Origin of the sequence: Citrobacter sp. CK189 (assembly GCF_030333505.1) — a bacterium.
In the GTDB taxonomy this organism is placed as follows: domain Bacteria; phylum Pseudomonadota; class Gammaproteobacteria; order Enterobacterales; family Enterobacteriaceae; genus Citrobacter_B; species Citrobacter_B koseri.
The window spans coordinates 619,676-643,639 of record NZ_JAOWFV010000040.1; the positions used below are offsets into that span (position 1 = coordinate 619,676).

At 54.4% G+C, this 23,964-nt stretch carries 23 protein-coding genes; 5 read left to right on the forward strand and 18 right to left on the reverse strand.

Translation table 11 applies throughout. The annotated features are described in order from the left end of the window. Positions 1 to 175: 175 nt before the first annotated feature. The gene (locus OGV83_RS21185; RefSeq protein ID WP_134769740.1) at positions 176 to 2,566 is read right to left on the reverse strand and encodes a glucose/quinate/shikimate family membrane-bound PQQ-dependent dehydrogenase; all 2,391 of its coding nucleotides are present in this window, start codon (positions 2,564 to 2,566) and stop codon (positions 176 to 178) included. 205 nt (positions 2,567 to 2,771) lie between these two features. Here OGV83_RS21185 and hpt point away from each other — a divergent pair, with 205 nt between their 5' ends. Beyond that, entirely contained in the window at positions 2,772 to 3,308 is a 537-nt protein-coding gene (gene hpt / locus OGV83_RS21190; RefSeq protein ID WP_024130701.1) for a hypoxanthine phosphoribosyltransferase, read from the forward strand. A gap of 86 nt (positions 3,309 to 3,394) precedes the next feature. On the opposite strand, the gene can is transcribed toward hpt, so the two are convergent. Next, entirely contained in the window at positions 3,395 to 4,057 is a 663-nt protein-coding gene (gene can, locus OGV83_RS21195; protein ID WP_012134030.1) for a carbonate dehydratase, read from the reverse strand. A gap of 232 nt (positions 4,058 to 4,289) precedes the next feature. Between can and OGV83_RS21200 the strand changes: the two genes are divergently transcribed. From OGV83_RS21200 to OGV83_RS21210, 3 genes are all read left to right on the forward strand, one after another. Next, complete coding sequence (locus OGV83_RS21200) at positions 4,290 to 5,216, forward strand: ABC transporter ATP-binding protein (RefSeq protein ID WP_012134029.1); 927 nt, start codon at positions 4,290 to 4,292, stop codon at positions 5,214 to 5,216. Continuing rightward, the gene (locus OGV83_RS21205; protein ID WP_012134028.1) at positions 5,213 to 5,983 is read left to right on the forward strand and encodes an ABC transporter permease; all 771 of its coding nucleotides are present in this window, start codon (positions 5,213 to 5,215) and stop codon (positions 5,981 to 5,983) included. The genes OGV83_RS21200 and OGV83_RS21205 overlap by 4 nt, the downstream gene beginning before the upstream one ends. Before the next feature lie 103 nt (positions 5,984 to 6,086). Next, positions 6,087 to 6,527 (forward strand): PTS sugar transporter subunit IIA, encoded by a 441-nt coding sequence (locus OGV83_RS21210; RefSeq protein WP_248622833.1) that lies wholly within the window; start codon positions 6,087 to 6,089, stop codon positions 6,525 to 6,527. 55 nt (positions 6,528 to 6,582) lie between these two features. Here OGV83_RS21210 and OGV83_RS21215 read toward each other — a convergent pair whose 3' ends face one another. The 16 genes from OGV83_RS21215 to thpR all read right to left on the reverse strand — a co-directional run bounded on the left by OGV83_RS21215 (position 6,583) and on the right by thpR (position 21,331). Next, positions 6,583 to 7,698 carry a fimbrial protein gene (locus tag OGV83_RS21215; protein WP_200024024.1) on the reverse strand — a complete coding sequence of 372 codons (1,116 nt, stop codon included), beginning with the start codon at positions 7,696 to 7,698 and terminating at the stop codon, positions 6,583 to 6,585. Positions 7,699 to 7,706: 8 nt separating this feature from the next. Next, positions 7,707 to 8,315 (reverse strand): fimbrial-like protein, encoded by a 609-nt coding sequence (locus tag OGV83_RS21220; RefSeq protein ID WP_012134025.1) that lies wholly within the window; start codon positions 8,313 to 8,315, stop codon positions 7,707 to 7,709. Between the two features lie 18 nt (positions 8,316 to 8,333). Beyond that, positions 8,334 to 8,900 carry a fimbrial protein gene (locus tag OGV83_RS21225; RefSeq protein ID WP_012134024.1) on the reverse strand — a complete coding sequence of 189 codons (567 nt, stop codon included), beginning with the start codon at positions 8,898 to 8,900 and terminating at the stop codon, positions 8,334 to 8,336. Positions 8,901 to 8,926: 26 nt separating this feature from the next. Continuing rightward, positions 8,927 to 9,559 carry a fimbrial protein gene (locus OGV83_RS21230; protein WP_071257592.1) on the reverse strand — a complete coding sequence of 211 codons (633 nt, stop codon included), beginning with the start codon at positions 9,557 to 9,559 and terminating at the stop codon, positions 8,927 to 8,929. A gap of 27 nt (positions 9,560 to 9,586) precedes the next feature. Then, a complete protein-coding gene (locus OGV83_RS21235) occupies positions 9,587 to 12,187 on the reverse strand; it encodes an outer membrane usher protein (protein WP_286464552.1) in 2,601 nt (866 codons plus the stop codon). 64 nt (positions 12,188 to 12,251) lie between these two features. Next, a complete protein-coding gene (locus tag OGV83_RS21240; protein ID WP_047458866.1) occupies positions 12,252 to 12,995 on the reverse strand; it encodes a fimbrial chaperone in 744 nt (247 codons plus the stop codon). Between the two features lie 80 nt (positions 12,996 to 13,075). Then, positions 13,076 to 13,666 carry a fimbrial protein gene (locus OGV83_RS21245; protein ID WP_024130696.1) on the reverse strand — a complete coding sequence of 197 codons (591 nt, stop codon included), beginning with the start codon at positions 13,664 to 13,666 and terminating at the stop codon, positions 13,076 to 13,078. Between the two features lie 420 nt (positions 13,667 to 14,086). After that, positions 14,087 to 14,467 (reverse strand): aspartate 1-decarboxylase, encoded by a 381-nt coding sequence (gene panD, locus OGV83_RS21250; protein ID WP_012134019.1) that lies wholly within the window; start codon positions 14,465 to 14,467, stop codon positions 14,087 to 14,089. 92 nt (positions 14,468 to 14,559) lie between these two features. Then, positions 14,560 to 15,414 carry a pantoate--beta-alanine ligase gene (panC, locus tag OGV83_RS21255; RefSeq protein ID WP_286464553.1) on the reverse strand — a complete coding sequence of 285 codons (855 nt, stop codon included), beginning with the start codon at positions 15,412 to 15,414 and terminating at the stop codon, positions 14,560 to 14,562. Between the two features lie 118 nt (positions 15,415 to 15,532). Next, entirely contained in the window at positions 15,533 to 16,324 is a 792-nt protein-coding gene (gene panB / locus OGV83_RS21260) for a 3-methyl-2-oxobutanoate hydroxymethyltransferase (RefSeq protein ID WP_012134017.1), read from the reverse strand. Positions 16,325 to 16,444: 120 nt separating this feature from the next. Then, positions 16,445 to 16,924 carry a 2-amino-4-hydroxy-6-hydroxymethyldihydropteridine diphosphokinase gene (gene folK, locus OGV83_RS21265; RefSeq protein ID WP_286464555.1) on the reverse strand — a complete coding sequence of 160 codons (480 nt, stop codon included), beginning with the start codon at positions 16,922 to 16,924 and terminating at the stop codon, positions 16,445 to 16,447. Then, positions 16,921 to 18,318, reverse strand: a complete 1,398-nt coding sequence (gene pcnB, locus OGV83_RS21270; protein WP_204267647.1) for a polynucleotide adenylyltransferase PcnB — start codon at positions 18,316 to 18,318, stop codon at positions 16,921 to 16,923. Before pcnB ends, folK begins: the two co-directional genes overlap by 4 nt. A 69-nt stretch (positions 18,319 to 18,387) precedes the next feature. Further along, positions 18,388 to 19,284, reverse strand: coding sequence for a tRNA glutamyl-Q(34) synthetase GluQRS (gene gluQRS / locus OGV83_RS21275; protein ID WP_012134014.1), 897 nt, complete (start codon positions 19,282 to 19,284; stop codon positions 18,388 to 18,390). Between the two features lie 145 nt (positions 19,285 to 19,429). Continuing rightward, positions 19,430 to 19,885 carry an RNA polymerase-binding protein DksA gene (dksA, locus tag OGV83_RS21280; protein WP_001155232.1) on the reverse strand — a complete coding sequence of 152 codons (456 nt, stop codon included), beginning with the start codon at positions 19,883 to 19,885 and terminating at the stop codon, positions 19,430 to 19,432. Positions 19,886 to 20,062: 177 nt separating this feature from the next. After that, positions 20,063 to 20,767: a DNA/RNA nuclease SfsA gene (gene sfsA / locus OGV83_RS21285; RefSeq protein ID WP_012134013.1), complete on the reverse strand. Its 705-nt coding sequence runs from the start codon at positions 20,765 to 20,767 to the stop codon at positions 20,063 to 20,065. Positions 20,768 to 20,800: 33 nt separating this feature from the next. Next, positions 20,801 to 21,331 (reverse strand): RNA 2',3'-cyclic phosphodiesterase, encoded by a 531-nt coding sequence (gene thpR / locus OGV83_RS21290; protein WP_012134012.1) that lies wholly within the window; start codon positions 21,329 to 21,331, stop codon positions 20,801 to 20,803. Between the two features lie 73 nt (positions 21,332 to 21,404). Between thpR and hrpB the strand changes: the two genes are divergently transcribed. Then, positions 21,405 to 23,834, forward strand: coding sequence for an ATP-dependent helicase HrpB (hrpB, locus tag OGV83_RS21295; protein ID WP_286464557.1), 2,430 nt, complete (start codon positions 21,405 to 21,407; stop codon positions 23,832 to 23,834). Positions 23,835 to 23,964: the final 130 nt, after the last annotated feature.

Here is a 23,964-nt window from a genome sequence, read left to right on the forward strand (position 1 = left end):
GGCCTACAGTCTCGGTTTTACGGTATAAACATGCCGGATAGCGCTGACGCTTATCCGGCCTACAGTTTCGGTTTTACGGTATAAACATGCCGGATGGCACTGACGCTTATCCGGCCTACAGTAAAATGAGCATCCTGTAGGCCGGATAAGGCGAAGCCGCCATCCGGCATAAACGTTACTGCGCGTCGTCAGGCAGAGCGTACGCGACAATATAGTCGCCCATCTTCGTCCCGAACGAACCGTGACCCCCGGCGGAAATCACGACGTACTGCTTACCGTTGACTTCATACGTCATCGGCGTTGCCTGACCGCCTGCGGGCAGACGGCCTTCCCACAGTTTTTCACCATTGCTCATGTTGTAAGCGCGCAGGTAGTTATCTGCGGTCGCGGCAATAAACAGCACGTTGCCAGCGGTAGAGATTGGGCCGCCCAGCATTGGCATCCCCATATTGAACGGCACTTTAAACGGCATCGGGAACGGCATGCTGTCCTGCGGCGTACCAATACGTTTTTTCCAGACAACTTCGTTGGTTTTCAGATCCAGCGCGGAGATGTAACCCCAGGCAGGCTGTTTACACGGTAGACCAAACGGCGACAGGAACGGATTCAGCGTCACGCCATACGGTACGCCATACTGCGGCTGAATACCCGATTCCGAACCGGTGCCTTTGGCATCTTCCGGCGGCTCCATCGGATTACCCGGGCCGCGTGGGATCAGTTTAGAGACAAACGGCAGCGCCATCGGGTTGGCAATCGCCACCTGACGGTTCGGATCGACGGAAATGCCGCCCCATTCGAACATACCAAGGTTGCCCGGGAAGACCAGCGTGCCTTTCTCTGATGGCGGAGTAAAGATCCCTTCATAACGCATCTGATGGAACATCACGCGGCACACCAGCTGATCGAACATGGTGGCGCCCCACATATCCGCACCGGTCAGGTCTTTCGTCGGACGGAAGCTCAAATCAGAGAACGGCTGCGTTTTGGTGACGTAATCCCCTTTGGCCGCGCCCTGCGGCACCGGTTTTTCCGGGGCAGGCACCACAAGCTGACCATTGCGACGGTCCAGCACGAAAATATTACCGGTTTTTGCCGGAGCGTAGATGACCGGAACGGTTTGCCCTTTCACAGTGATATCCGCCAGCGTCGGCTGGGACGGCATATCCATATCCCACAGATCGTGATGAACGGTCTGATAGCTCCAGGCCAGTTTACCGGTCGTTGCATTGAGCGCCAGGATCGAGCTGGCATAGCGCTCCTGCTCCGGCGTACGGTTGCCGCCCCAGATATCCGGGGTGGTGACGCCCATCGGCAGATAGACCAAATCCAGCTTCGCGTCATACGCGGCTGGCGCCCAGGAGTTTGGCGAGTTTGGCGTGAAGTGGTGCTCATCCGACGGGATCGCGTTCGGGTCTTTCGCACCGGGATCGAATGCCCACAGCAGTTTACCGCTGTTCACGTCAAAGCCGCGAATAACCCCGGACGGCTCGCGGGTAGAGAAGTTATCGGTGACGGCGCCTGCAATGACGATCACCTTGTCGGTCACGACCGGCGGTGATGTGGGTTCATACATGCCCGGCGTAGTGACCGGCATATTGGTTTGCAGGTTCAGAATGCCGTTGTTGGCAAAGGATTCGCACAGCTTGCCGTTGTCCGCGTTGAGGGCGAAAATACGGCCATCGTTCACCGGCAGAATAATGCGGCGTGGGCAGTCTGAAACGACATCCGGCGAGGCATTATCGGTCGTGGCTTCATGATAGGAGACGCCACGACAGGTGACATGCTGGAAGCTGGGATCGGTATTGAGCTGCGGGTCGAAATGCCACTTCTCTTTCCCGCTCGCCGCGTCCAGCGCAAACAGACGCTGGTGGGCGGTACACAGATACAGCGTATCGCCGACTTTAATCGGGGTCACTTCGTTGGTGATTTCACCCGGATCGTTCGGCTGCTTCAGATCGCCGGTACGGAACACCCATGCCTCTTTCAGGTTGTGGACGTTATCAGCAGTGATCTGCTTCAGCGGGGAGTAGCGCTGTCCTTCCTGATTGCGGCCATAGGCAGGCCAGTCCTGGTCCGCTACCGGAGAGATCGGTTCGGCAGGCACCGCGTCCGCGCTTAGCGTACCGTTGATCTCTTGCGGGTCGTTGAAGCCAGCCCAGGTGAGGATGCCGCCGCTTATCAGCAGGGCAACCACCAGCGCGCTGACAGCGCCGCTGGAAGGGACGCTCAGGCGATGCCAGACAAACGGTAAAATCAGCCAGATGCCGAAGAAGACCAGAATGTCGCTACGCGGGGTCAGCGCCCAGAAGTCGAAGCCGACTTCCCATACGCCCCAGATCATAGTGGCGAGGAGCAGGGCGGCATACAGCCACAGCGCGGAACGCTTGCTGCGCCACAATAGCCCGGCGACGCCAAGCATGACGATGCCCGCAATCGGGTAGTACCAGGAGCCGCCGATGGCGACCAGCCAGCCGCCGCCGATCAGCAGATACAGCCCGCAGAGTGCAGCGAAGAGGGCTGTCAGCGTCACGAGAAGCCGTGGCGCTTTTGCGTTGTTATTTGCCATAAAAAGATACCATCTCAATTTGTTAATTTTTTAGTAGCAATTAATTATAGGATTTAACAAGTGTGACCGTCATCACAAAATGAGCTTTATTAACAGATGCCGCGAATAAATACTTTTGCTGGTATACTGCGTGCCTTGCGCTTCGATGCTGTCTTATCAAGAGCAGGCATGAAGTGATTTGTTTTTAAATCATATGGTTAGAGATATGAAACATACTGTAGAAGTAATGATCCCCGAAGCGGAGATCAAAGCGCGCATTGCCGAACTGGGTCGTCAGATTACTGAACGTTATAAAGACAGCGGCAGTGACATGGTGCTGGTAGGTCTGCTGCGTGGCTCATTTATGTTTATGGCGGATCTGTGCCGCGAGGTACAGGTGTCTCATGAAGTCGATTTTATGACCGCCTCCAGCTACGGTAGCGGCATGTCCACCACTCGCGATGTGAAAATTCTCAAGGACCTGGATGAAGATATCCGTGGCAAGGATGTGCTGATTGTCGAAGATATTATCGATTCCGGGAATACGCTGTCGAAAGTACGGGAAATCCTGAGCCTGCGTGAGCCAAAGTCTCTGGCGATTTGTACGCTGCTGGATAAGCCGTCTCGCCGTGAGGTTGACGTCCCGGTTGAGTTTATCGGTTTCTCGATCCCGGATGAGTTCGTTGTGGGTTACGGCATTGACTATGCTCAGCGTTATCGCCATCTGCCGTATGTTGGTAAAGTGGTGCTGCTGGACGAGTAAGAACGTTGTGCCGGATGGCGCTACAGGTGCTATGTCCGTAGAAATGTAGGCCGGGTAAGGCGTAGCCGCCACCCGGCAATACACGTTTACTTGTGGTTAATATGCTTTTTGCTGAGGTTTGAAACCCCCCGACGATAGCGCTGTTCCAGCGTTTCACGGTTGGTCGCCGTGACTTCCAGATCGCGCAGCAGGCCGTCGTGAATACCGTAGGCCCAGCCGTGAATCGTCACTTTCTGACCGCGTTTCCACGCGGACTGCATGATGGTTGAGTGGCCCAGGTTATATACCTGTTCCATCACGTTCAGCTCGCACAGGGTATCGATTCGACGCTCCTGCGGCATTTCTCCGAGTAATGAGCTATGTTTGAACCAGATATCGCGAATGTGCAGCAACCAGTTGTTAATTAACCCCAGTTCCGGGTTTTCAACAGCCGCCTGGACGCCGCCACAACCGTAGTGACCACAAATAATAATGTGTTCAACTTCCAGTACATCGACGGCATACTGCACCACGGAGAGGCAGTTGAGATCGGTGTGAATGACCAGGTTGGCAACATTGCGGTGAACAAATAATTCGCCCGGCTCAAGGCCGGTTAAACGTTCTGCGGGAACGCGGCTGTCGGAACATCCAATCCATAGAAAGCGCGGTTTCTGCGCTTGCGCCAGTTTCTCAAAAAATCCGGGATCCTCTTCCACCAGCATTTTTGACCATAGTGCATTGTTGCTGATGAGTGTATCTATGTCTTTCATGGAGGTTAACGACCTGTAACCAAATAAGTGCGTTGGGCTAATATAGGGCAACTCCGGGATTATTTAAACCATATACTCGTCATTCTTCACGTTGCAGGTGCGTTGGCTTCCTCGCTCACCCCGGTCACTTACTGGTGTAAGCTTCCGGGGATTCACTGCGTTGCCGCCTTCCTGCAACTCGAATTATTTAGAGTGTAAATAAAGTGTAAGAACGTAAGGTAAGTAAAAATTCATGACCATTGCACTGGAACTTCAGCAACTTAAAAAAACGTATCCGGGCGGCGTTCAGGCGCTCCGTGGGATCGATTTGCAGGTTGAGGCGGGTGATTTTTATGCGCTTCTGGGGCCAAACGGGGCGGGGAAATCAACCACCATTGGCATTATCAGCTCGCTGGTTAACAAAACCTCCGGGCGCGTCTGCGTCTTTGGTTACGACCTTGAAAAAGATGTGGTCAACGCCAAACGCCAGCTTGGCCTGGTGCCGCAGGAATTTAACTTCAACCCGTTTGAAACCGTCCAGCAGATCGTCGTCAATCAGGCGGGGTACTACGGCGTTGAGCGTAAAGAAGCCGTTGCGCGCAGCGAAAAGTACCTGAAACAACTCGATCTGTGGGAAAAACGTAACGAACGCGCGCGTATGCTCTCCGGCGGGATGAAGCGTCGTTTGATGATCGCCAGGGCGCTGATGCATGAGCCGAAACTGTTGATTCTGGATGAACCCACCGCAGGGGTGGATATTGAACTTCGCCGCTCAATGTGGGGCTTTTTGAAGGATTTAAACGACAAAGGCACCACGATTATCCTGACGACGCACTATCTTGAAGAAGCGGAAATGCTGTGTCGTAACATCGGTATCATTCAGCACGGCGCGCTGGTGGAAAACACCTCGATGAAAAATCTGCTCTCTAAGCTGAAATCCGAGACGTTTATTCTCGATCTGGCGGCGAAAAGCCCGCTGCCGAGGCTGGAAGGCTATCAGTACCGTCTGGTGGATACCTCGACGCTGGAGGTCGAAGTATTGCGGGAACAGGGCATCAATAGCGTCTTTTCGCAACTGAGCAGCCAGGGCGTTCAGGTTCTCAGTATGCGTAACAAGGCAAACCGCCTGGAAGAACTGTTTGTCTCTCTGGTGCATGATAAAAAAGGAGATCGCGGATGATGCAGCTGTATTGGGTCGCGCTGAAAAGCATCTGGGCGAAAGAGATTAACCGCTTTATGCGTATCTGGGTGCAGACGCTGGTGCCGCCGGTCATCACCATGACGCTCTATTTTATTATCTTCGGTAATCTGATTGGCTCACGCATTGGCGAGATGCACGGTTTTAGCTATATGCAGTTTATCGTGCCGGGCTTAATCATGATGGCGGTGATCACCAACGCATATGCCAATGTGGCCTCATCCTTCTTTAGCGCCAAATTCCAGCGCAACATTGAAGAACTGCTGGTGGCGCCTGTCCCGACGCACGTCATTATCGTCGGATATATTGGTGGCGGCGTGGCGCGCGGGCTGTGCGTAGGGGTTTTGGTTACGGTGATTTCGCTGTTCTTTGTGCCGTTCCAGGTACACTCCTGGGTGTTCGTGGCGTTAACGCTGGTGCTGACGGCGGTGCTGTTTTCGCTGGCAGGGCTGCTGAACTCGGTCTTTGCGAAAACCTTTGATGATATCAGCCTGATCCCGACGTTCGTGCTGACGCCGCTCACCTACCTGGGTGGGGTGTTTTATTCCCTGACGCTGCTACCGCCGTTCTGGCAAGGATTGTCGCATCTGAACCCGATTGTCTACATGATCAGCGGCTTCCGCTATGGTTTCCTGGGCATTCACGACGTACCGCTGGTCACTACGTTCGGCGTGCTGGCCGTGTTTATCCTGGCGTTTTACCTGCTGTGCTGGTACTTAATTCAGCGCGGACGTGGCTTGCGCACGTAATGTTTTTCCTCTCCTCCGCCGGGGGGAGAGGCAGACTTTGACGTTTATCACCCTTACTCATTTATCACACTGATAAACTACTTGCTTGCTAAGGAGGTAGGCTATGTTGGGTTGGGTGATTACCTGTCATGACGATCGCGCGCAGGAGCTACAGGATCGTCTGGAAGAAAAACATGGCCCGCTGGCGCAGTGCCGGGCGGTGAACTTCTGGCGCGGTCTGAGTACCAATATGCTCAGCCGTATGATGTGTGAAGCATTACACCAGGCGGATTCCGGCGATGGGGTGATCTTTTTAACGGACACGTCCGGCGCCGCGCCTTATCGTGTGGCGTCGCTGATGAGCCATAAACATTCCGGCTGCGAAGTGATTGCTGGTGTGACGTATTCATTGCTTGAAGAAATGCTTACCGCGCGGGAATCCATGAGCAGCGCGGCGTTCCGTGACACCATTGTTTCCCTCGGCGCGCCCGATGTCACCAGTCTCTGGCATCAACAGCAAAAAAATCCGCCTTTTGTGCTGAAGCATGATTTGTACGCGTACTGACGGTCAATTCGTGGAAGCGATGATGCGGCTGACAGGCAGTCAGCCGCAGGGAACGTTATTCGTAGCTGAGGGTGAAAGTACCGACGGTTTCAAAAGTGCCGGCTTTAATTGTACCGATTTTGATTAACTGCCCGGTGAAATCCAGACCAATAGATTCATGATACCACTCACGATTTCCGCTGTAGGTGATACCGACATGCTCCGAACCGTCTACCTTCATTGTTTGTGTGTTGTTATTGATAATGGAACGAATTTTTACGCCCACGCCCTCGGCGCTCCCTGAAGAGTTGGTGAGAATCGTATTGTCTGCGCCATGATTGCCGGTCAGGGTGACGGTAACGGTCGTCAATGAGCAGCGGAATAAGTTAAACGTAAACGGCTTTTCTACCGACTCGCCCGTTTTTTCGAAATCGGAACGGTAAAAGTCGCCAAAATCCACGTCCCGATCGTATTCGTCATTATTTATCCCCATCCCCTGGCAGGTCGGCTCCATGACGGAAAACGCCATCGATGCTCCACTCATCATAAGGTCGAGATCGTTTTGCCCGGCATCTCCTATGTGCAGAGTACCTATTTTCCCTGGCAGCGCGTTCCCGTCCGTCTGACCATTTCGGGGGTGGTAGTCTGGCGTCTGATACATCGTGACGAAGATATCCCAGTTGCGTGTTGCGCTCGGCCCCGTCCAGGGGGCATCGCCATGGCTTGGGAAGGTTGACGTTCCTCCGGGCAGCGGCAGGTTTAAATCCAGATCGTTAGTGTTGTTGCCGTTGTGGCAGTTCCCGATACACCTCACGGAATAGGTGTAAACAATGCCGGGAATCGAGGTTTTGAGCAGCCCGGTAGGGCCATCTGACCCCTGAGTGGTATATTGATCCCACAAATTGGCGTCGGTAGGGCCGGTCAACGTTACGGCATTGCTCCCATTACCTCCGCATGTGATGGGCGCCGCTCCCTGGAATAAAGGGAAATCACCCTCCATAGACTGAGGGTTCATAATGATGAGCGGCGTATCGATGCCTCCGATGGGGCCAATGAGCGTTCTGGCAGTCCAGAAAGCAGGGATACTGGCCTGCTGTGTCGTAAAATGACATGCGGTGTCTGCTAACGCTTGCCTGGCGAAAATGGAGAGCACGCAAAATAATAGCGGCAGTAAATAGCGTAATTTCATCATAAATCCCTTTACTGATAGGTTACATTGACCACCACATTGCTGGTCACCAGTCCGTTGCCGACATCGCCCGTGTTCTGGTAGCGGGCGTAAAACACATAATCTGCTGGAAAGAGCGGTGCCGCTTGCCCGCTAAGGTCATACGCTACGTCGGAACTGCCATCGCTATTCAATACGTTCGTGTGGTGTGTGGCGGAAAAAACAACCACACCGACATTTCTGGCCTGATCGCTGACCGCGTTATTGATAAATACCTGGCTGTTGTCGGGGTTTATACCGAATTGCGGTTCAAATCGAAAATGAAGCTGCTGGCTTCCTTCGCTTCCTGCTGGCGGCACGTCGCAGTTGACAACCTGAATGGTAAACGTTGTACCGCCAGCGTCCGTTTCCGGCCGCAGGCGATCGCTGTTGTCCGTATTGTAAAACCAACTGCGCGTGACGGTTGGCAACTCGACATTACCGCCATTTTCCAGGCTTACTTGGCAGGTATTGGCCAGAATCTTCGCCTTAAAATTGACGTCCATTCCGCTGTCGTCAGCCTGACTGACGACAGGCCACAGTCCTGCCAGGCCCACCAGCAGGGCGAAAGTAAATCGCATAAAAAATAGTGTCTGTCGCATAGTTGCCCGCTGGCTACATTACTGGTAGGTGACTAAAAAGGTGATAAGCGACGTCGCTTCACCTGTTGTGATATCAGCGGCTGTTTTACCATTCGCAACGACCCAGCGAGCCACCAGAGGATAGGTGTAGCTTTGGTTCATATTCTTCGAACCAAACGAATGCGTCAGTACATTCGAAGGGTTGCCCGTCTGGCAGGCTAACTGGGTGCCTGAGTCTGCGGCGGTTTCCCAGATCTCAACGGCGGTATTCGTGGCGCCTGTTGTCGCGTAGGAGTCGCCGGAACAGGTATTGCCCGCCCCTGGCTGAGCCGCCACGGTTGTGGTTAACACGCCCGCGCATTCGGTCAGTGCGATATTAAAGGATTCGGTACGCGTACCGACTTCGTTCTTATACAGATCGCCGAAGTCAATCGTGCTGGTCGGGCCATCTGCATCCGTCACCTGGGTGTTACAGGTGCCGGGGAGGATCTCAGTGGTAAAGATAGCCTGCAACTGATTGGTGCCTGTCACCGGGGCGGCATGGGTCAGGCCGCTGAATAATCCACCAGCTACTGCCAGCGCGAGAAAAAGAGAATTAGATTTCATTATGATGCTCCGTTATATCGCAGGAATTATTCATAGCTAAAGTTAAAGGTTGCTGTTGCCTGGAAGGCGCCAACCGCCGGGGTTGTACCGGAGATCCTTGTCGTCACCAGACGCGCCACAAGGTCGACCTGTTTGCTGTCTATTTCAGCAGGACTCCATTTAATCACCTCGGCATCGTTATCTGAGGTCTCCGTTTCGTTGGCAAAAATAGCAAAATAGCTGGTTGGCGCACTGACACGAGAGAATTTCAGGCCAACCCCGGTGGGGCCTGTCTCACCCGTACCGGGGAGGAGGATGGTTTTCGGCGTACCGCTGTCGTAACCGGAGGTCGTGCCGCTGATGGAGGCTTTAATTCCGGTTACGGATTCCGGGCAGTTTTTAATTTTCAGGGCGAATTGCGCCATCGTTGGCCCTGACGCTGCCTCGCTGGTCTGGTATTTAATGATATCGCCCAGCGACACTTTGCCGTCGGCGCCGATGATGATGGTGGAGCTACTGTCCGAGTCATTAATCGTCATATCACAGGTTGTGTCCCGGATATTGGCTCGGAAGGTAATGTCGATGCTGTCGCCGTTGTCTGCATGAACGGATGAACACACCGCCAGCGCTAACATAGCGACAGGTAAACTGCGGAGATATTTATTACTTTTTAAAGTCATTAAGGGAACTCCCTGTAGAAAAATAACTTATTGCATATAACAGAGTTGATTGTTCAGGATTGTGGTTAATCCTGCCTTTTGTGCGCTGTCGGTAATGTGATAATTCACCGTACAGGCGCTACCTGCTTCTTTACCCCAGACAACTCGCAGGGTGCCCTGATCTTCTACGCCGCGCACATAAGCCTGCCCGGCCTGACCGACGGCGCCGACCAGCTCGCCTTTATCGGTCAGGACGTCTGCGCCGAGTGGAATAAAGCCTTTATCGTTGCGTAGAAGTTCAAGGATGAGAGAACGACCTTCGTCGGTTTCGAAGTTGACCAGCACCACGGCGCCATCACGCGGGACGATGGTTTCACTGGTGTTTTTGACCTCGACGTCGGCGTCCAGAGAACTGATATTCAGCCCAACGCGGTTCTCACGGTAAGCCGAGGCATACGGCATAATCGCGTATCCTGAACGACCTATTTCACCTTTGCCGTAACCGAGCTGCGCGCCTTTTGCGCCGCTGGCATGAACCAGAATGATGGGGCCGGTGTCACTTAACGTTCCTGGCGCCATCGTCAGGCCGCCAGTGTGAACCACCATGCCGCCGCTATAGTTGGCGGAATATTGTTTGCTGCTGTCATCGCTAAAAGAGGTAGAGACTGACAGGGGGCCATACGGACTGCTCCACGAGCCGTAACCGCTGATCTGATTCAAATCGCCATAATCACCGGTATTGCTTGCCGTACTGATGGAGTAGTTAATCTTACCGTCTTCAGTATTACCGCTGGCGGTGTTGTTAAAGTTGGCGCTGCCTTCCATATCCGTACGTGCGCTCATATTGACGTTGTTAAAACCGGCAATATTTTTACGTTCACTGGAGAACGTGCTTAACGGAATGCTGACGTTGAGATAAACGCTGTCATCTTTTTCGCCATCTTCATCATAGGTACGCTGGAGCGAGATGCTGTAGCTGCCATAGCGGAAGTCATTGCTGTAACCTGCGCTGTAGTTTGAGGTGGAACCACTCTCATTCCAGTAGTCTTCCCAGGTGCCGGTGACATAGAGCGAGCCGTAGTTTTCACCATTGAACGCCAGCGGTTGACTGACGCTAATCTGAAACTGGTTTTTCATACGCTGATAGTCAGAATAGAGTTCGTCGCTGGACTCATATGACTGATTCTTATAGCTGCCGTATTTCACGTCGTCGTGCAGCGCGGCGGCGTCCCGTAAGCTGAGGTAGTCTTCCGTCGAGAAACGGTATGCCGCCACATTGAATGAGGTGTCGGTGGTTTCGATGACTTTGCTGTACGTCAGGCGATAGCTTTGGCCGGTCAGCGTCCCCAGCTCGTCAATTTGTGCATGTGACTGCGTGACGTCTAACGCGAAGGCGCCGATCGCGGTGTTCATCGCCACGCCAAGCAAACCGGCGTAAAAATCCATGTCGCTGTACTGTACGCCCGCGTAGCCGGTAAAGGTGTTGTTGAGACCGTAATACCAGGTGGCGTAACCAATGTTCGGTCTGTCATGCAGCGAATCGTCGTTCAGTTCGCCCGCGCCAAACTCCCAGCGTGAGGTTCCCGGACGCATCATCTGCGTAACCGAGGAAAAAGGAACCGTGAAGGTTCTCTTGCTGCCGTCAGACTCTTCTACAGTCACCTGTAGATCGTTACCGTAGCCGGTGGTGCTGAGATCGCTCAGTTCAAACGGGCCTGGCGGTACGGTGGTTTCATAAATTTTGCTGCCGCTTTGCATGACGGTGACTTTGGCGTTGCTGTTAGCGACGCCACGAATGACCGGTGAGTAGTTGGTACGGCCTTCCGGGCGCATGCGATCGTCGCTGTACAGGCGCATCCCGCGCAGGCTGACGGAGTCGAAGGTATCGCCGTTGGTGTAGGTTTCGCCCGCCACAACCTGCGCGGTTAACGCCGGAATGTCGCGCTGGAGGTAAATGTCCTGGCTGGAGTAATCCGAACCGTTGTCTTTATCCCAGTTGTAGGTGCCACGGGAGCGCAGCCGCCATGCGCCCAAATTCAGCCCATATTGCAGACCGGCATAAGCCGTGTCGGAATTATTGCCATCGCTTTCGCTATGCCAGGCGTTGAGGTTGTACGACAGCAACGCCGCCGGAATACCTGCATCCCATAATGATGGATCGACATATCCCGCCGGGCGCTTGAGAACGTAAAGCTGCGGCATCGTCAATTCCAGGGTGAGTTTTGAGGTATCGAAATTCACCGACGAGTGGGGATAATATTTTTTGATATCAATACAGGTTGTATCATCGTCAGAAATAGTATTCCCCAGCACGCTACTATCAACGCCCGCTTGTTTCAGCAACAATGCGGTAATACACGGCGTGGCGCGTGGCGTTCCGTTATCTTTAAATTCGATGTTTTGCGTCGATTTATTTTCACCGTTCAGGCTTATTTTCGCCCGGTAGGTTCCCGGTAATATTGGATTACCCTGAGCATAACGGCTTACATCGACTGTACTCCCCATATTCAGCAGGAATTGATCGTTAAACTCTACCATTTCCTCTGAGTCGGGAGCAGAGGACTGTGCAGGCGTATTTCCCGTCGCATGAACAGAGAACGGCAATGCCGCACTAATGGCGAGACATAATAGAGATCGTCGAAAAATCATAACAAGTCCAGTCGATTAAAGCGGGTTGCCGTTATATAAGAAGAAAAAATATATTTTTAATTTATTAATTAACGTTGGCGGTGAGTTTTTCCGTTCCGCCAAAATCATTGATAGCGATATACACCACTTCTCCGCTGGCGCTATTCGTTAATCCTTTAACCGTCATGGTTTCGCTGGAGAATGGCTTAATCGACTTACTGTCAATTTCATACTCTTTGGCGCCGACCTTAAACGTTGCGCTGGAGAGTGAAACGTTATAGGGCGAGTCGTTACGGCCAACTAAAGACAGGGTGTTGCCCTGGCGCGTTTGCGACCATTTAACCTGCTTCATCGCCTCACCTGGGGTGCCTTTTAAGCCGTCCGGGCGGAAAAATAGCTTAATACGGGTACGGAAAGCGAGTTGCAGTTGGTTCTGGCTTTCGCCGTCTTTCGCCGTTGCTTTTTTGGGAATTTCCAGCACGTTAAACCAGAATAAGGATTCCCGATCCTGCGGCAGCGGCTGCTGTAAATATGTCACACGCACAGACTGGCCTTTCCCTGGATCGATGCGTGAAATGGGCGGGGTAATGACAAAAGGCAGTTTTAATTCCTGCGGGTTAACGTTCGGGCTCCCGTCATCCAGCCAGATCTGAAGTAACAGCGGGTTTTTGCCTCGGTTATCCAGGTTCACAATCACATCTTTCATGGATTGTTGATATACGATGCGTGTGCCGGAGATAACCACGTCGGCGCATGCCTGAAAAGAGGCGATGCCGATCATGGCGGCGGTGAGGGTTTTTAATCCGGTTTTTAACGTCAGGCTGAACATAATGCTACCCACTCCCTGTTGGATGTAACGAAAACATCCTCTGGCTTAAGCCAGAGGATGAAGAACAACAGTCCTGTTGCTTATTGGTAGTTCATGGTGAAGGCAACCTGTGCCTGCACGGAACCGCTGGTTACGCCAGTAGCCGGGCCCATATAAGCGACGGTGTAGTTCAGTTCGCCTTTGCCATCAGTCAGCGTGGTTGACTGAGTGTTGTTAGGATGATCGATTTTGATCAGATCGGTCTTCGTGTTGCCATCGTTGTGCAGAACCAGGCTTACGTTGGTTGCTGAACCTTGCAGGCCAGTTGGTGGAACCAGTGCGCCTTCGTTGTTTGCGGAAGAACCGCCCCAGGAATCAAACTGCGCATCAGCAGACTGCAACTCAGTATCCGCACAGGAAATAGACAGCGCGAACTTAGCCTGGCCCAGGGTGCTGTTAACGTCGGCAGCAGTACCTGGGGTGAAGTCTTCTACTGACACGGTCGGCAGAGTGACGTTGAAGTCTTTAGTTGTCTGGGAGCTCAGTGGATCATCTTTCAGCGTGATGTTACAGGTATTCGGGGTGACCAGGCCGTGGAAGGTGATGGTGCCACGATCCGCGTCTGCTGCGAATGCTGAACTGGAAATAGTTGCCAGAACTGCCGCAGCTAATGCGTATTTTTTCAATGCCATTTTGGTAAACATCCGTATTAGATAATAAGTGTACTTTACGTTTTTAGAAAAAGTACTTCGTCTGTTAAGCGTAAAGGCCGGCCGGGAATTACATTAACTTTGCGGAGTATAGGAAAATATTTATTGATAATTGTAATTATCTTTACTTAAATGGTGTTTAAGTAAACTTAACTGATGGTTATTTCGTTGAAAGGTAAGTGTTTTTATTTTTGGTTATTCATCTGATGAATTTGTGAGGAAAAGAATTTAATGATATAAATAAATATAACGATGGATTGTTGGACGTTTGTTTAAATTTTCTGATAACGCCTCAACTAATATTATTAGTTGTCCTGATAAGAAAGGCTGGAATTATTTAAAATAAAAGGAGCTGAAGTTTTTCGGCTCCTTTTATTAATATAATAATATATTTTGGAAATATCAGGCAACCTGTACCGGGATCGCTTTCGCGGTGCGCTTCATTTCATTATCGCCTTCAAAATAGGCGACGTTGGGCTGCCAGCGACGCGCTTCTTCATCTGACATGGTAACGAAACTTGCGATGATCACGATATCGCCCACCGCAGCGCAGTGCGCCGCTGCGCCGTTCACGGAGATGATTCTGGAACCACGTTCGGCGGCAATCGCATAGGTTGAGAAGCGCTTGCCGTTAGTCACGTTCCAGATATCAATGGCTTCGTTTTCAAGAATACCGGCTGCGTCCAGAAAATCTTGATCAATGGCGCAGGAACCTTCGTAGTGCAGGTCCGCCTGAGTCACTTTCACGCGGTGGAGTTTGCCCTGCAACATAGTGCGAATCATAACTTCTACCTTTAAATCTTAGCGATAACGAAGCAGGCGTCGCCTGCTTTGAGGAAATTCTCAGGCAGTATTGCCTGATTTTTAGCCCCTGTCTACTGGGTTAATGTAACGGACTGATTGTCGATCAGGCGAGCCTGACCCAGCCATGCTGCCATCAGGATCACCGCGCGTTTGCTGCTATCGGTGAGTTCCAGCAGCGTGTCCGCGTCGCGAATCTGAATGTCATCGGCGCGGAAGCCTTTTTCATTCAGCTCCTGCTCGGCGACGGCGATCATCTCTTCCAGATCGCGATTACCCGCCAGCAATTTCTCGGCGACGCTGTTCATCACCTTATTTAAGCCGGGAGCAATTTTGCGCTGTTCGGCGGTCAGGTAACCGTTACGCGAACTCAGCGCTAAACCATCTTTGGCGCGAATAATCGGTACGCCGACGATCTCGATGTCGTAGCCCATATCGGCCACCATCTTGCGGATTAAAGCCAGTTGCTGGAAGTCCTTTTCGCCAAAGCAGGCGATGTCCGGCTGGACGAGATTGAAGAGTTTGCTGACGATGGTGGAAACACCACGGAAATGGCCCGGACGGCTGGCGCCTTCCAGCATGGTGGACAGCCCGGGAACATCAACGTAAGTCTGGCCGTCGGTGCCTTGCGGGTAAATTTCCGCTGGCGCCGGCGCGAACACGAAATCCACTTTGCGTTTGTTCAGCTTTTCGCAATCTTCCTGCAACGTTCGTGGGTAGCGTACCAGATCGTCCGGGCGGTCAAACTGCATTGGGTTCACGAAAATACTGACCACCACGACGTCAGCGCGCGCTTTCGCTTCCTCAACCAGTTTTATATGACCATCGTGCAGGTTGCCCATCGTTGGCACCAGCGCAATGCGTTTACCGTCCTGGCGCAGGCGGCGAATATGCTGTCGCAGCAGCGGCAGGGTTTCAATAATTAGCACAACAAGACTCCTTAAGTTGCCTGATGGACCGTGGTTTGTAGGCCTGATAAGCGTAGCGCCATCAGGCATTTTGCCGGATGGCGACACAGGGCGTTTTATCCGGCCTACAAGCACCCCATTAATGGAAGCTGTGTTCTTCGCCCGGATAGACGCTGGACTCAACCTCGGCAATATACTGCCGCACGGCGGCGCGCATGTCGCCTGCTTCCGCCAGGAAATTTTTAGCAAATTTCGGAATGTGGCCGCCGGTAATGCCGAAGGCGTCGTGCATCACCAGGATCTGACCGTCGGTTACGTTGCCTGCGCCAATGCCGATGACTGGAATGGAGAGCGCTTCGGTGACGCGTTTAGCAAGCTCAACCGGTACGCATTCCAGCACCAGCAACTGCGCGCCTGCCGCTTCCAGCGCCAGCGCATCATCCAGCAGTACCTGCCCCGCATCGCCGCGTCCCTGGATCTTATAGCCGCCAAAGATGTTGACGGATTGCGGCGTCAGTCCCAGATGGCCGCACACCGGCACCGCGCGTTCGGTGAGCATTTTTACCGTATCGACCAGCCAGGCGCCGCCTTCGATTTTGACCATATTCGCCCCCGCGCGCATCACCACGGCGGCGTTTTCAAACGCCTGCTCCGGGGTGGCATAGGCCATAAACGGCAGGTCGGAGAGCAGGAGACAGTTAGGCGCGCCACGGCGCACCGCACGCGTGTGGTAAGCGATATCTTCTACGGTAACAGGCAGGGTGGAATCGTGTCCCTGAACCGTCATGCCCAGCGAGTCGCCTACCAGCATCACGTTGATACCCTCGTCAGCGAAGAGTCTGGCAAAGCTGTAATCGTAGGCGGTGATAGTCGCGAAGCGCTTTTTCTCTTGCTTACATTTTTGCAGCAAGGCGATAGTCGTCGGTTTCATAACGTTTCCTGATGGTGGAGGTCATATTAACCGGCATTTTAACAGCAGCATTGATGGGGGCAATGGATTTAAGCAATCGATTAACCCGAAAGCAGTAAACGCTAAAGAGGGGCGGGCAATTTACCAGTGGGCAGGTTTTTCTGCTGCGAGACGCGTGAGGTAATGATGCAGCGTGACGCTGCCCGGGAACACCAGGTCGGGGGCGATTTCAAAGAGCGGCCACAGCATAAAACCGCGATTTTTCATGTCGTAGTGCGGTATCGTCAGGCGGGGCGTGTTTATTACGTCATCACCAAACAGCATGATGTCGAGATCGAGCGTGCGCGGCCCCCAGCGTTCGGCTTTGCGAACGCGACCCTGTTGTAACTCAATACGCTGCGTGTGGTTGAGCAGTTCTTCCGGCGCCAGTTGGGTTTCCAGCGCAACGGCGGCGTTCAGGTAGTCGGGCTGATCCTGCGGGCCTAGCGGGGGAGTGCGGTAAAACGAGGAAACGGCAACAATGCGGCTGTCCGGGATGTCGCCGATAGCCTTCACGGCAGCATTAACCTGCTCCAGCGGAGAGGCTAAGTTGCTGCCGAGCGCGATATAGGCAACCGTCACGCGGTTCCCTCGCGGCGTGGCGCGCGTTTACGCGGACGACGATGGCGGCGGCGCGGCGCGGGGTCTTCATCCAGCTCATTCAGCATGCCTTTCTGATCGGGCGGCGCTGAAACCTGGAACTCGCCCCACCACTGCGCCAGACGTTGCAGTTCAGCGTTGTTTTCCACCTCGGCGCGCAACGCCAGCAGATCGTATGCGGCGCGGAATTTCGGGTGCTCCAGCAGCTTCCAGGCGCGTTTGCCCTGGCGGCGGGACATCCGCAACTGGAGTTGCCAGATATCACGGGTTAACGTGGTGAGGCGTTTCGGGATCGCCAGCGAACGGCACGCTTCGTCCAGCACCTCGTTCATGGCCAGCGCAAAGGCGTCGTAATAGGCCAGGCCGCTCTCCTGAGCGATTTTCTGCGCCATTTCCAGCAACGGATACCAGAACATGGCGGCAAACAAGAACGCCGGGTTAACGCGCATGTCGTTATGAATGCGGTTATCGGTATTTTTCAGCACCTGCGCAATGATGCGCTCCATCGCGCTGTCGCCGTTTTCGGTGAAATAACGCGTAATGGTGGGGAACAGGGGCTGGAACAGGCTGTATTCACGCAGCTTTTTGTAGGTTTCGAAACCATAGCCCGCTTGCAGAAGTTTCAGAGACTCTTCAAACAGACGCGCGGGCGGAATATCGTTGAGTAAGGTCGCCAGGCGCGGAATCGGCTCTGCGGTTTCCGGGCTGATGCGCATATCGAGTTTTGCGGCGAAACGGACTGCACGCAGCATTCGCACCGGATCTTCGCGGTAACGCGTTTCAGGGTTGCCGATCAGGCGAATCACGCCGTCTTTCAGATCCTGCATACCGCCGACGTAATCGCGCACGGTGAAATCCGCCACGCTGTAATAGAGGCTGTTAATGGTGAAGTCGCGACGCTGGGCGTCCTCTTCAATGGAGCCGAAGATGTTATCGCGCAGCAGCATGCCGTTTTGCCCGCGCTGGGAGGTGGCGCGGTCGCTGTCGTTGCCTTCATGGTGACCACGGAATGTCGCCACTTCGATAATCTCCGGGCCGAACATGACGTGCGCCAGACGGAAACGGCGACCCACCAGACGACAGTTACGGAACAACTTCCGCACCTGATCCGGCGTTGCATTGGTGGTGACATCGAAATCTTTCGGTTTTTTGCCGAGCAGAAGATCGCGCACGCCGCCGCCAACCAGCCAGGCCTCATATCCCGCTTTATTGAGCCTGTACATTACTTTCAGAGCATTTTCACTGATATCTTTGCGGGAAATAGCGTGCTGCTCACGCGGGATTACCGTCATATGTGGACGGGCGACGGCCAGCTCAGCCTCGCTCTCCTCGCGGTTTAGCACCTTGCGGCAAAAATTAGCGACTCGGGTAAAAATAGTGCACCTCGGTAGTGTCAAACATCAATCAGGACAAGTTACTGCGTAAAAATAGCGGCTAATCATAGCTCAGCAAGACGCATTTGAGAATGCTGGATTTACACTTGCCGATTCCGGCACCGTCGTAAGCGTCCAGTTATCCACCGCATACTGCAATAATTCGTCGGTATGCATATCCTGCCATTGTGCCGTGGCGTTCTGGCCCAGAAAGCGCAGCGCGGCAATGAGTACGGGGCGTGGATCGCCCTCCGGCAAGGCTGGGGCATGATTCTGTTTGGAAAGTTTAGCGCCTTGTTCGTTGAGCGCCAACGGCAGATGAATATAGTCCGGCGCGCGCCAGCCGAACTGCTGGTACAACGAAATTTGCCGTACCGTGGGTTCGATTAAATCCGCGCCGCGCACGATTTCCGTGACGCCCTGAAAATGATCGTCCACGACCACCGCCAGGTTATAGGCGAACAGACCATCGCGGCGATGAATAATAAAATCCTCGCGCGCCAGCAGCGGGTCGGCCTGGATATCGCCGCGCAGCACGTCATGAAATTGCATCACCGGACTGAACTGTTTAATCCGCACGGCGGCATTTTCCGGCCCATGCTGCAAGGTTCGGCAATGGCCGTCGTAAACGCCGCCGATGCGTTGAATACGCGCGCGTGGGCAGGTGCAGTAATAGCTTAAATTCTGCTGGCGCAGCCAGGCGAGCGCGTCGCGGTAGGCGTCATGGCGTTGGGACTGCCACAATATATCGCCATCCCAGTGCAGGCCGTAATGTTCCAGCTGACGCAGAATTGTCTCTGCGGCACCGGGAACTTCACGAGGGGGATCGATATCTTCAATGCGTACTCGCCAGATCCCATGCTGAGAGCGGGCTCGCAGGTAACTACCGAGGGCGGCGATCAGTGAACCAAAGTGCAGCTCGCCAGAGGGGGACGGGGCGAAGCGGCCAATATAGTGTGCGTTGGTCATACCGGTGGACAATATAAAAGAATAAGGCGGGAGATAACCCCGCCCGGATTTTGCCGGATGGCGGCGCAAACCCTTCATCCGGCCTACGAATTGTTGCCAGGCAGGATAAGCGTAGCGCCATCCGGCGTTCTACGGTCTGACGGGATTAGCCCGCCATTTGTTTTTCGCGGATCTCAGCCAGCGTTTTGCAGTCGATGCACAGATCGGCTGTTGGACGCGCTTCCAGACGGCGAATACCAATTTCGACACCGCAGGATTCGCAGTAGCCAAAATCTTCGTCTTCCACTTTCTTCAGCGTTTTCTCGATCTTTTTGATCAGTTTGCGCTCACGGTCGCGGTTACGCAGCTCAAGGCTAAATTCTTCTTCCTGCGCGGCACGGTCAACCGGATCAGGGAAGTTAGCCGCTTCGTCCTGCATATGAGTCACAGTGCGATCGACTTCATCCCTGAGTTGATTACGCCATGCTTCAAGAATACGCTTGAAGTGCGACAGCTGGGCTTCGTTCATATACTCTTCGCCCGGTTTCTCCTGGTACGGCTCCACCCCAGCGATGGCGAGAATACTCAGGGACGATGTTTTACGGTTTTGCCCTTCTTGCATGTTGCTTCTCCTTAACACGCACTATCGATCCCCATTGTCGGGGGAAAAATCAGGTCGCTATAAATAGCAGATGCTTTTCAGGATAGCAATTATCTAAACGTAACACTTGACAACCCTGTGAGGAAAAGCGTATTTGCGTACGCGACCAGAATACTAATTAACCGATTGTTTACGCCATTATAAAGTCATGGGTAACGGTTCTTTTAGAGTCATACCTTCGGCAGAAAGTTCGGCTTTATAAACCAGAATTTCTACCCCCTTTAGCTGTGCTTCAATCAATAGTTGCGCATATTTTGCATCGATATGCCGCGCGGGTGAAAACCGTGTAATGGCTGAATGCAGCACCGCGAATAACACCACGGCGCGATGGCCTTCAGCCGCTACGCTCATCAGTTCCCGAAGGTGTTTTTGTCCCCGTAAGGTGACGGCATCGGGAAAATAACCATACTCTTGTTCCGCTAATGTGACCGATTTCACTTCAATATAGCAGTCGGGTCGGGAATCTGCCTGTAACATGAAATCAATACGGCTGCGTTCCGCGCCGTATTTTACTTCGCTTTTTAACAGGCTGTAGCCTGAAAGTTCTGAAAGCTGCTCATTCTGAATCGCTTCCTTCGTTAATCTGTTTGCCCACAGGGTGTTAACGCAGATAAGTGCGCCTGTCCGGGTTTGCGTTAATTCCCAGGTGTGCGGATATTTGCGTTTAGTATTTTCTGATGTCGAATACCAGACGGTATCGCCCGGCGTGGCGCATCCGGTCATCGCACCGGTATTTGGGCAGTGTAACGTTAATTCCGTGCCGTCCGGCGTAATGACATCGGCTAAAAAACGTTTGTAGCGCTGAATTAAGGTGGCGCGCTGCAATGGCGGAGAGAACTGCATGTGATTTCCTTAAAGCCTGCTTTGCAGACTATTTTATTCGGCAAGCGTCCAGCGCTGTAGTTGTGTGTAACGTGTGCGGCCGCGTTCGAACGACGAGGCATAAAGCGCAAATTCATTGACCGGAAACGACCAGCAAAAACCCGGCGCTGGAATGGCGACCGCATGGCTGGCGTCGCGCAGCAGCGTAATATGCGGATGAAAAGGCTGCGGGCTTTGATAACAACCGCTACGCGCCGCCTGGGCACGTAACATGTTCGCCAGTTGCAGCAGCCCGCGCGGCGGCTGTCGCATCCCCAGCCAGACGACCCGCGAACGTAGCCACTGGCCCGCGTCATCCAGCCTGAGCGTAAAGCTCGGCTGACGGATGCGTCCGGCAAGCTGTGATAACGCCTGTTGCTTGCTCGCGCTCACCTCGCCTAAAAACGCCAGCGTCAGGTGCAAATTCGCTGCGGCGACCGGCCTGCCGTCGTCCGGGGAAAAATGACCGGCGCGCCAGGCGATGATCTGCTCACGAACCTCGTCGGGCAATTCAATGGCAAAGAACAGCCTTTTCGGCTCAGACATGATGGGTACTCGGTTATGAATTAACGCGATGCTACAATGCAGCGCGAAGAATGTTAACCCTCTGGAGCCATTTGTGACGTCGTTGCCCGTTGCCGCCGTACTGCCCGAATTACTTGCCGCGCTTGAAAGCGCGCCCCAGGTTTTGCTCACCGCCCCAACCGGCGCGGGGAAATCGACCTGGCTGCCGTTGCAGTTTCTGACGCATAAAGGCATTCAGGGGCGAATTATCCTGCTGGAGCCGCGCCGCCTGGCGGCACGCAATGTGGCGCAGCGGCTGGCGGAACTCCTGAACGAGAAGCCTGGCGAAACGGTCGGTTATCGGATGCGCGCGCAAAGCTGTGTTGGCCCGCAGACGCGGCTTGAAGTGGTGACGGAAGGGGTGTTGACAAGAATGATCCAGCGCGATCCCGAGCTGAGCGGCGTCGGGCTGGTGATCCTCGATGAATTTCATGAGCGTAGTGTGCAGGCGGATCTGGCGCTGGCCCTGCTGCTGGACGTGCAGCAAGGGCTGCGTGACGATCTGAAACTGCTGATCATGTCTGCGACGCTGGACAACGGGAAGCTGCAACAGCGGCTTCCTGATGCGCCGCAGGTGGTGTCTGAGGGGCGTGCCTGGCCCGTTGAGCGTCGCTACCAGTCACTTCCGGCCCAACTGCGTTTTGATGAGGCGGTGGCCATCGCCACGGCAGATTTGCTGCGTCACGAAACCGGCTCTCTGCTGCTGTTTTTACCGGGCGTTGGGGAAATTCTGCGCGTACAGGAATACCTGGCCGCGCGCGTGGCGGATGATGTGCTGTTATGCCCGCTGTATGGCGCGTTGTCTCTGGAGGCGCAGCGTAAAGCGATACTGCCTGCGCCGCGCGGGATGCGCAAAGTCGTGCTGGCGACCAATATTGCCGAAACCAGTTTAACCATCGAGGGTATCCGTCTGGTGGTGGACAGCGCGCAGGAGCGCGTGGCGCGCTATGACGTGCGAACCGGCCTGACGCGGCTGATTACCCAGCGCGTCAGTCAGGCCTCCATGACGCAGCGAGCCGGACGCGCCGGGCGTCTGGAACCGGGCGTGTGTGTTCACCTGCTGGCGAAAGAGCAGGCGGAAAGGGCGGCGGCGCAAAGCGAGCCGGAGATTTTACAAAGCGATCTGTCCGGTTTATTGCTGGAGCTGTTGCAATGGGGATGCAGCGATCCCGCGCAGCTCAACTGGCTGGACCTTCCCCCGTCTGCCAACGTGCAGGCAGCCCGGCGGCTGTTGCAGATGCTGAATGCGCTGGATGGCGAGCGGCTGAGCGCGACGGGGCAGAAAATGGCGCGGCTTGGCAACGACCCCCGTCTGGCGGCGATGCTGGTCAGCGCCGGTAATGACAGCGAAAAGGCGACAGCGGCGAAACTGGCGGCGATTCTGGAGGAACCGCCGCGCGCGGGCAATACCGACCTCAGCGTGGCGTTTTCGCGCCAGCAACCGGGCTGGCAGCAGCGTAGCCAGCAGCTCCTGAAACGGCTCAACGGGCGAGGCGGCGAAGTGGACGGCACGATGCTGGCGCCGCTGCTTGCGCAGGCGTTTGCCGATCGTATCGCGCGTCGACGCGGTCAGGAAGGGCGCTATCAACTGGCGAATGGCATGGGCGCGGTGCTCGACGCCGATGACGCGCTGGGTCGCCATGAGTGGCTTATCGCACCGTTGCTGTTGCAGGGGAGTGCGTCGCCGGATGCCCGTATTCTGCTGGCTTTACCGCTGGATATCGAGGCGCTTATTCAGGCATGTCCGGCGCTGTTGCAGCAGTCCGACACGGTAGAGTGGGACGACGCGCAGGGAACATTAAAGGCGCTGCGCCGAATGCGTATCGGGCAACTGACGGTAAAAGTTCAGCCGCTGGCTAAGCCTTCGGAAGAGGAACTGCACCAGGCGATGCTCAATGGCATTCGCGATAAAGGGCTAAGTGTGCTCAACTGGACGCCGGAGGCTGAACAGTTCCGCCTGCGTCTGCTGCGCGCGGCGCAATGGTTGCCGGAATACGACTGGCCCGCCGTTGATGACGCTTCTCTTCTGGCGACGCTGGAAAGCTGGCTGCTGCCGCACATGACGGGCGTTCATACGCTGCGCGCCCTGAAAGCCCTGAATATTACCCAGGCGTTACGCGGCCTGCTGGACTGGTCTATGCTGCAACGTCTGGATAGTGAGCTGCCCGCGCATTACACTGTGCCGACGGGAAGCCGGATAGCCATTCGTTATCACGAAGATAACCCGCCAGCTCTGGCGGTCAGAATGCAGGAGATGTTTGGCGAAGCAAATACGCCTGCTATCGCGCAGGGGCGCGTGCCGCTGGTGCTGGAGTTGCTCTCACCGGCTCAACGCCCGCTACAGATTACGCGCGATTTAAGTGCGTTCTGGCAGGGAGCGTACCGCGAGGTACAAAAAGAGATGAAAGGGCGTTATCCCAAACATGTCTGGCCGGACGATCCGGCGAATACCGCGCCGACGCGGCGCACGAAGAAGTATTCATGACTGCCGGATGGCGCTGTGCTTATCAGGCCTGCTCGCTCAAATGTAGGCCGGATAAGGCGAAGCCGCCATCCGGCATAAACATGGCAGAAAATTGAGAGATTTCTTCTTCTGTCGACTGACGGAAGAACAG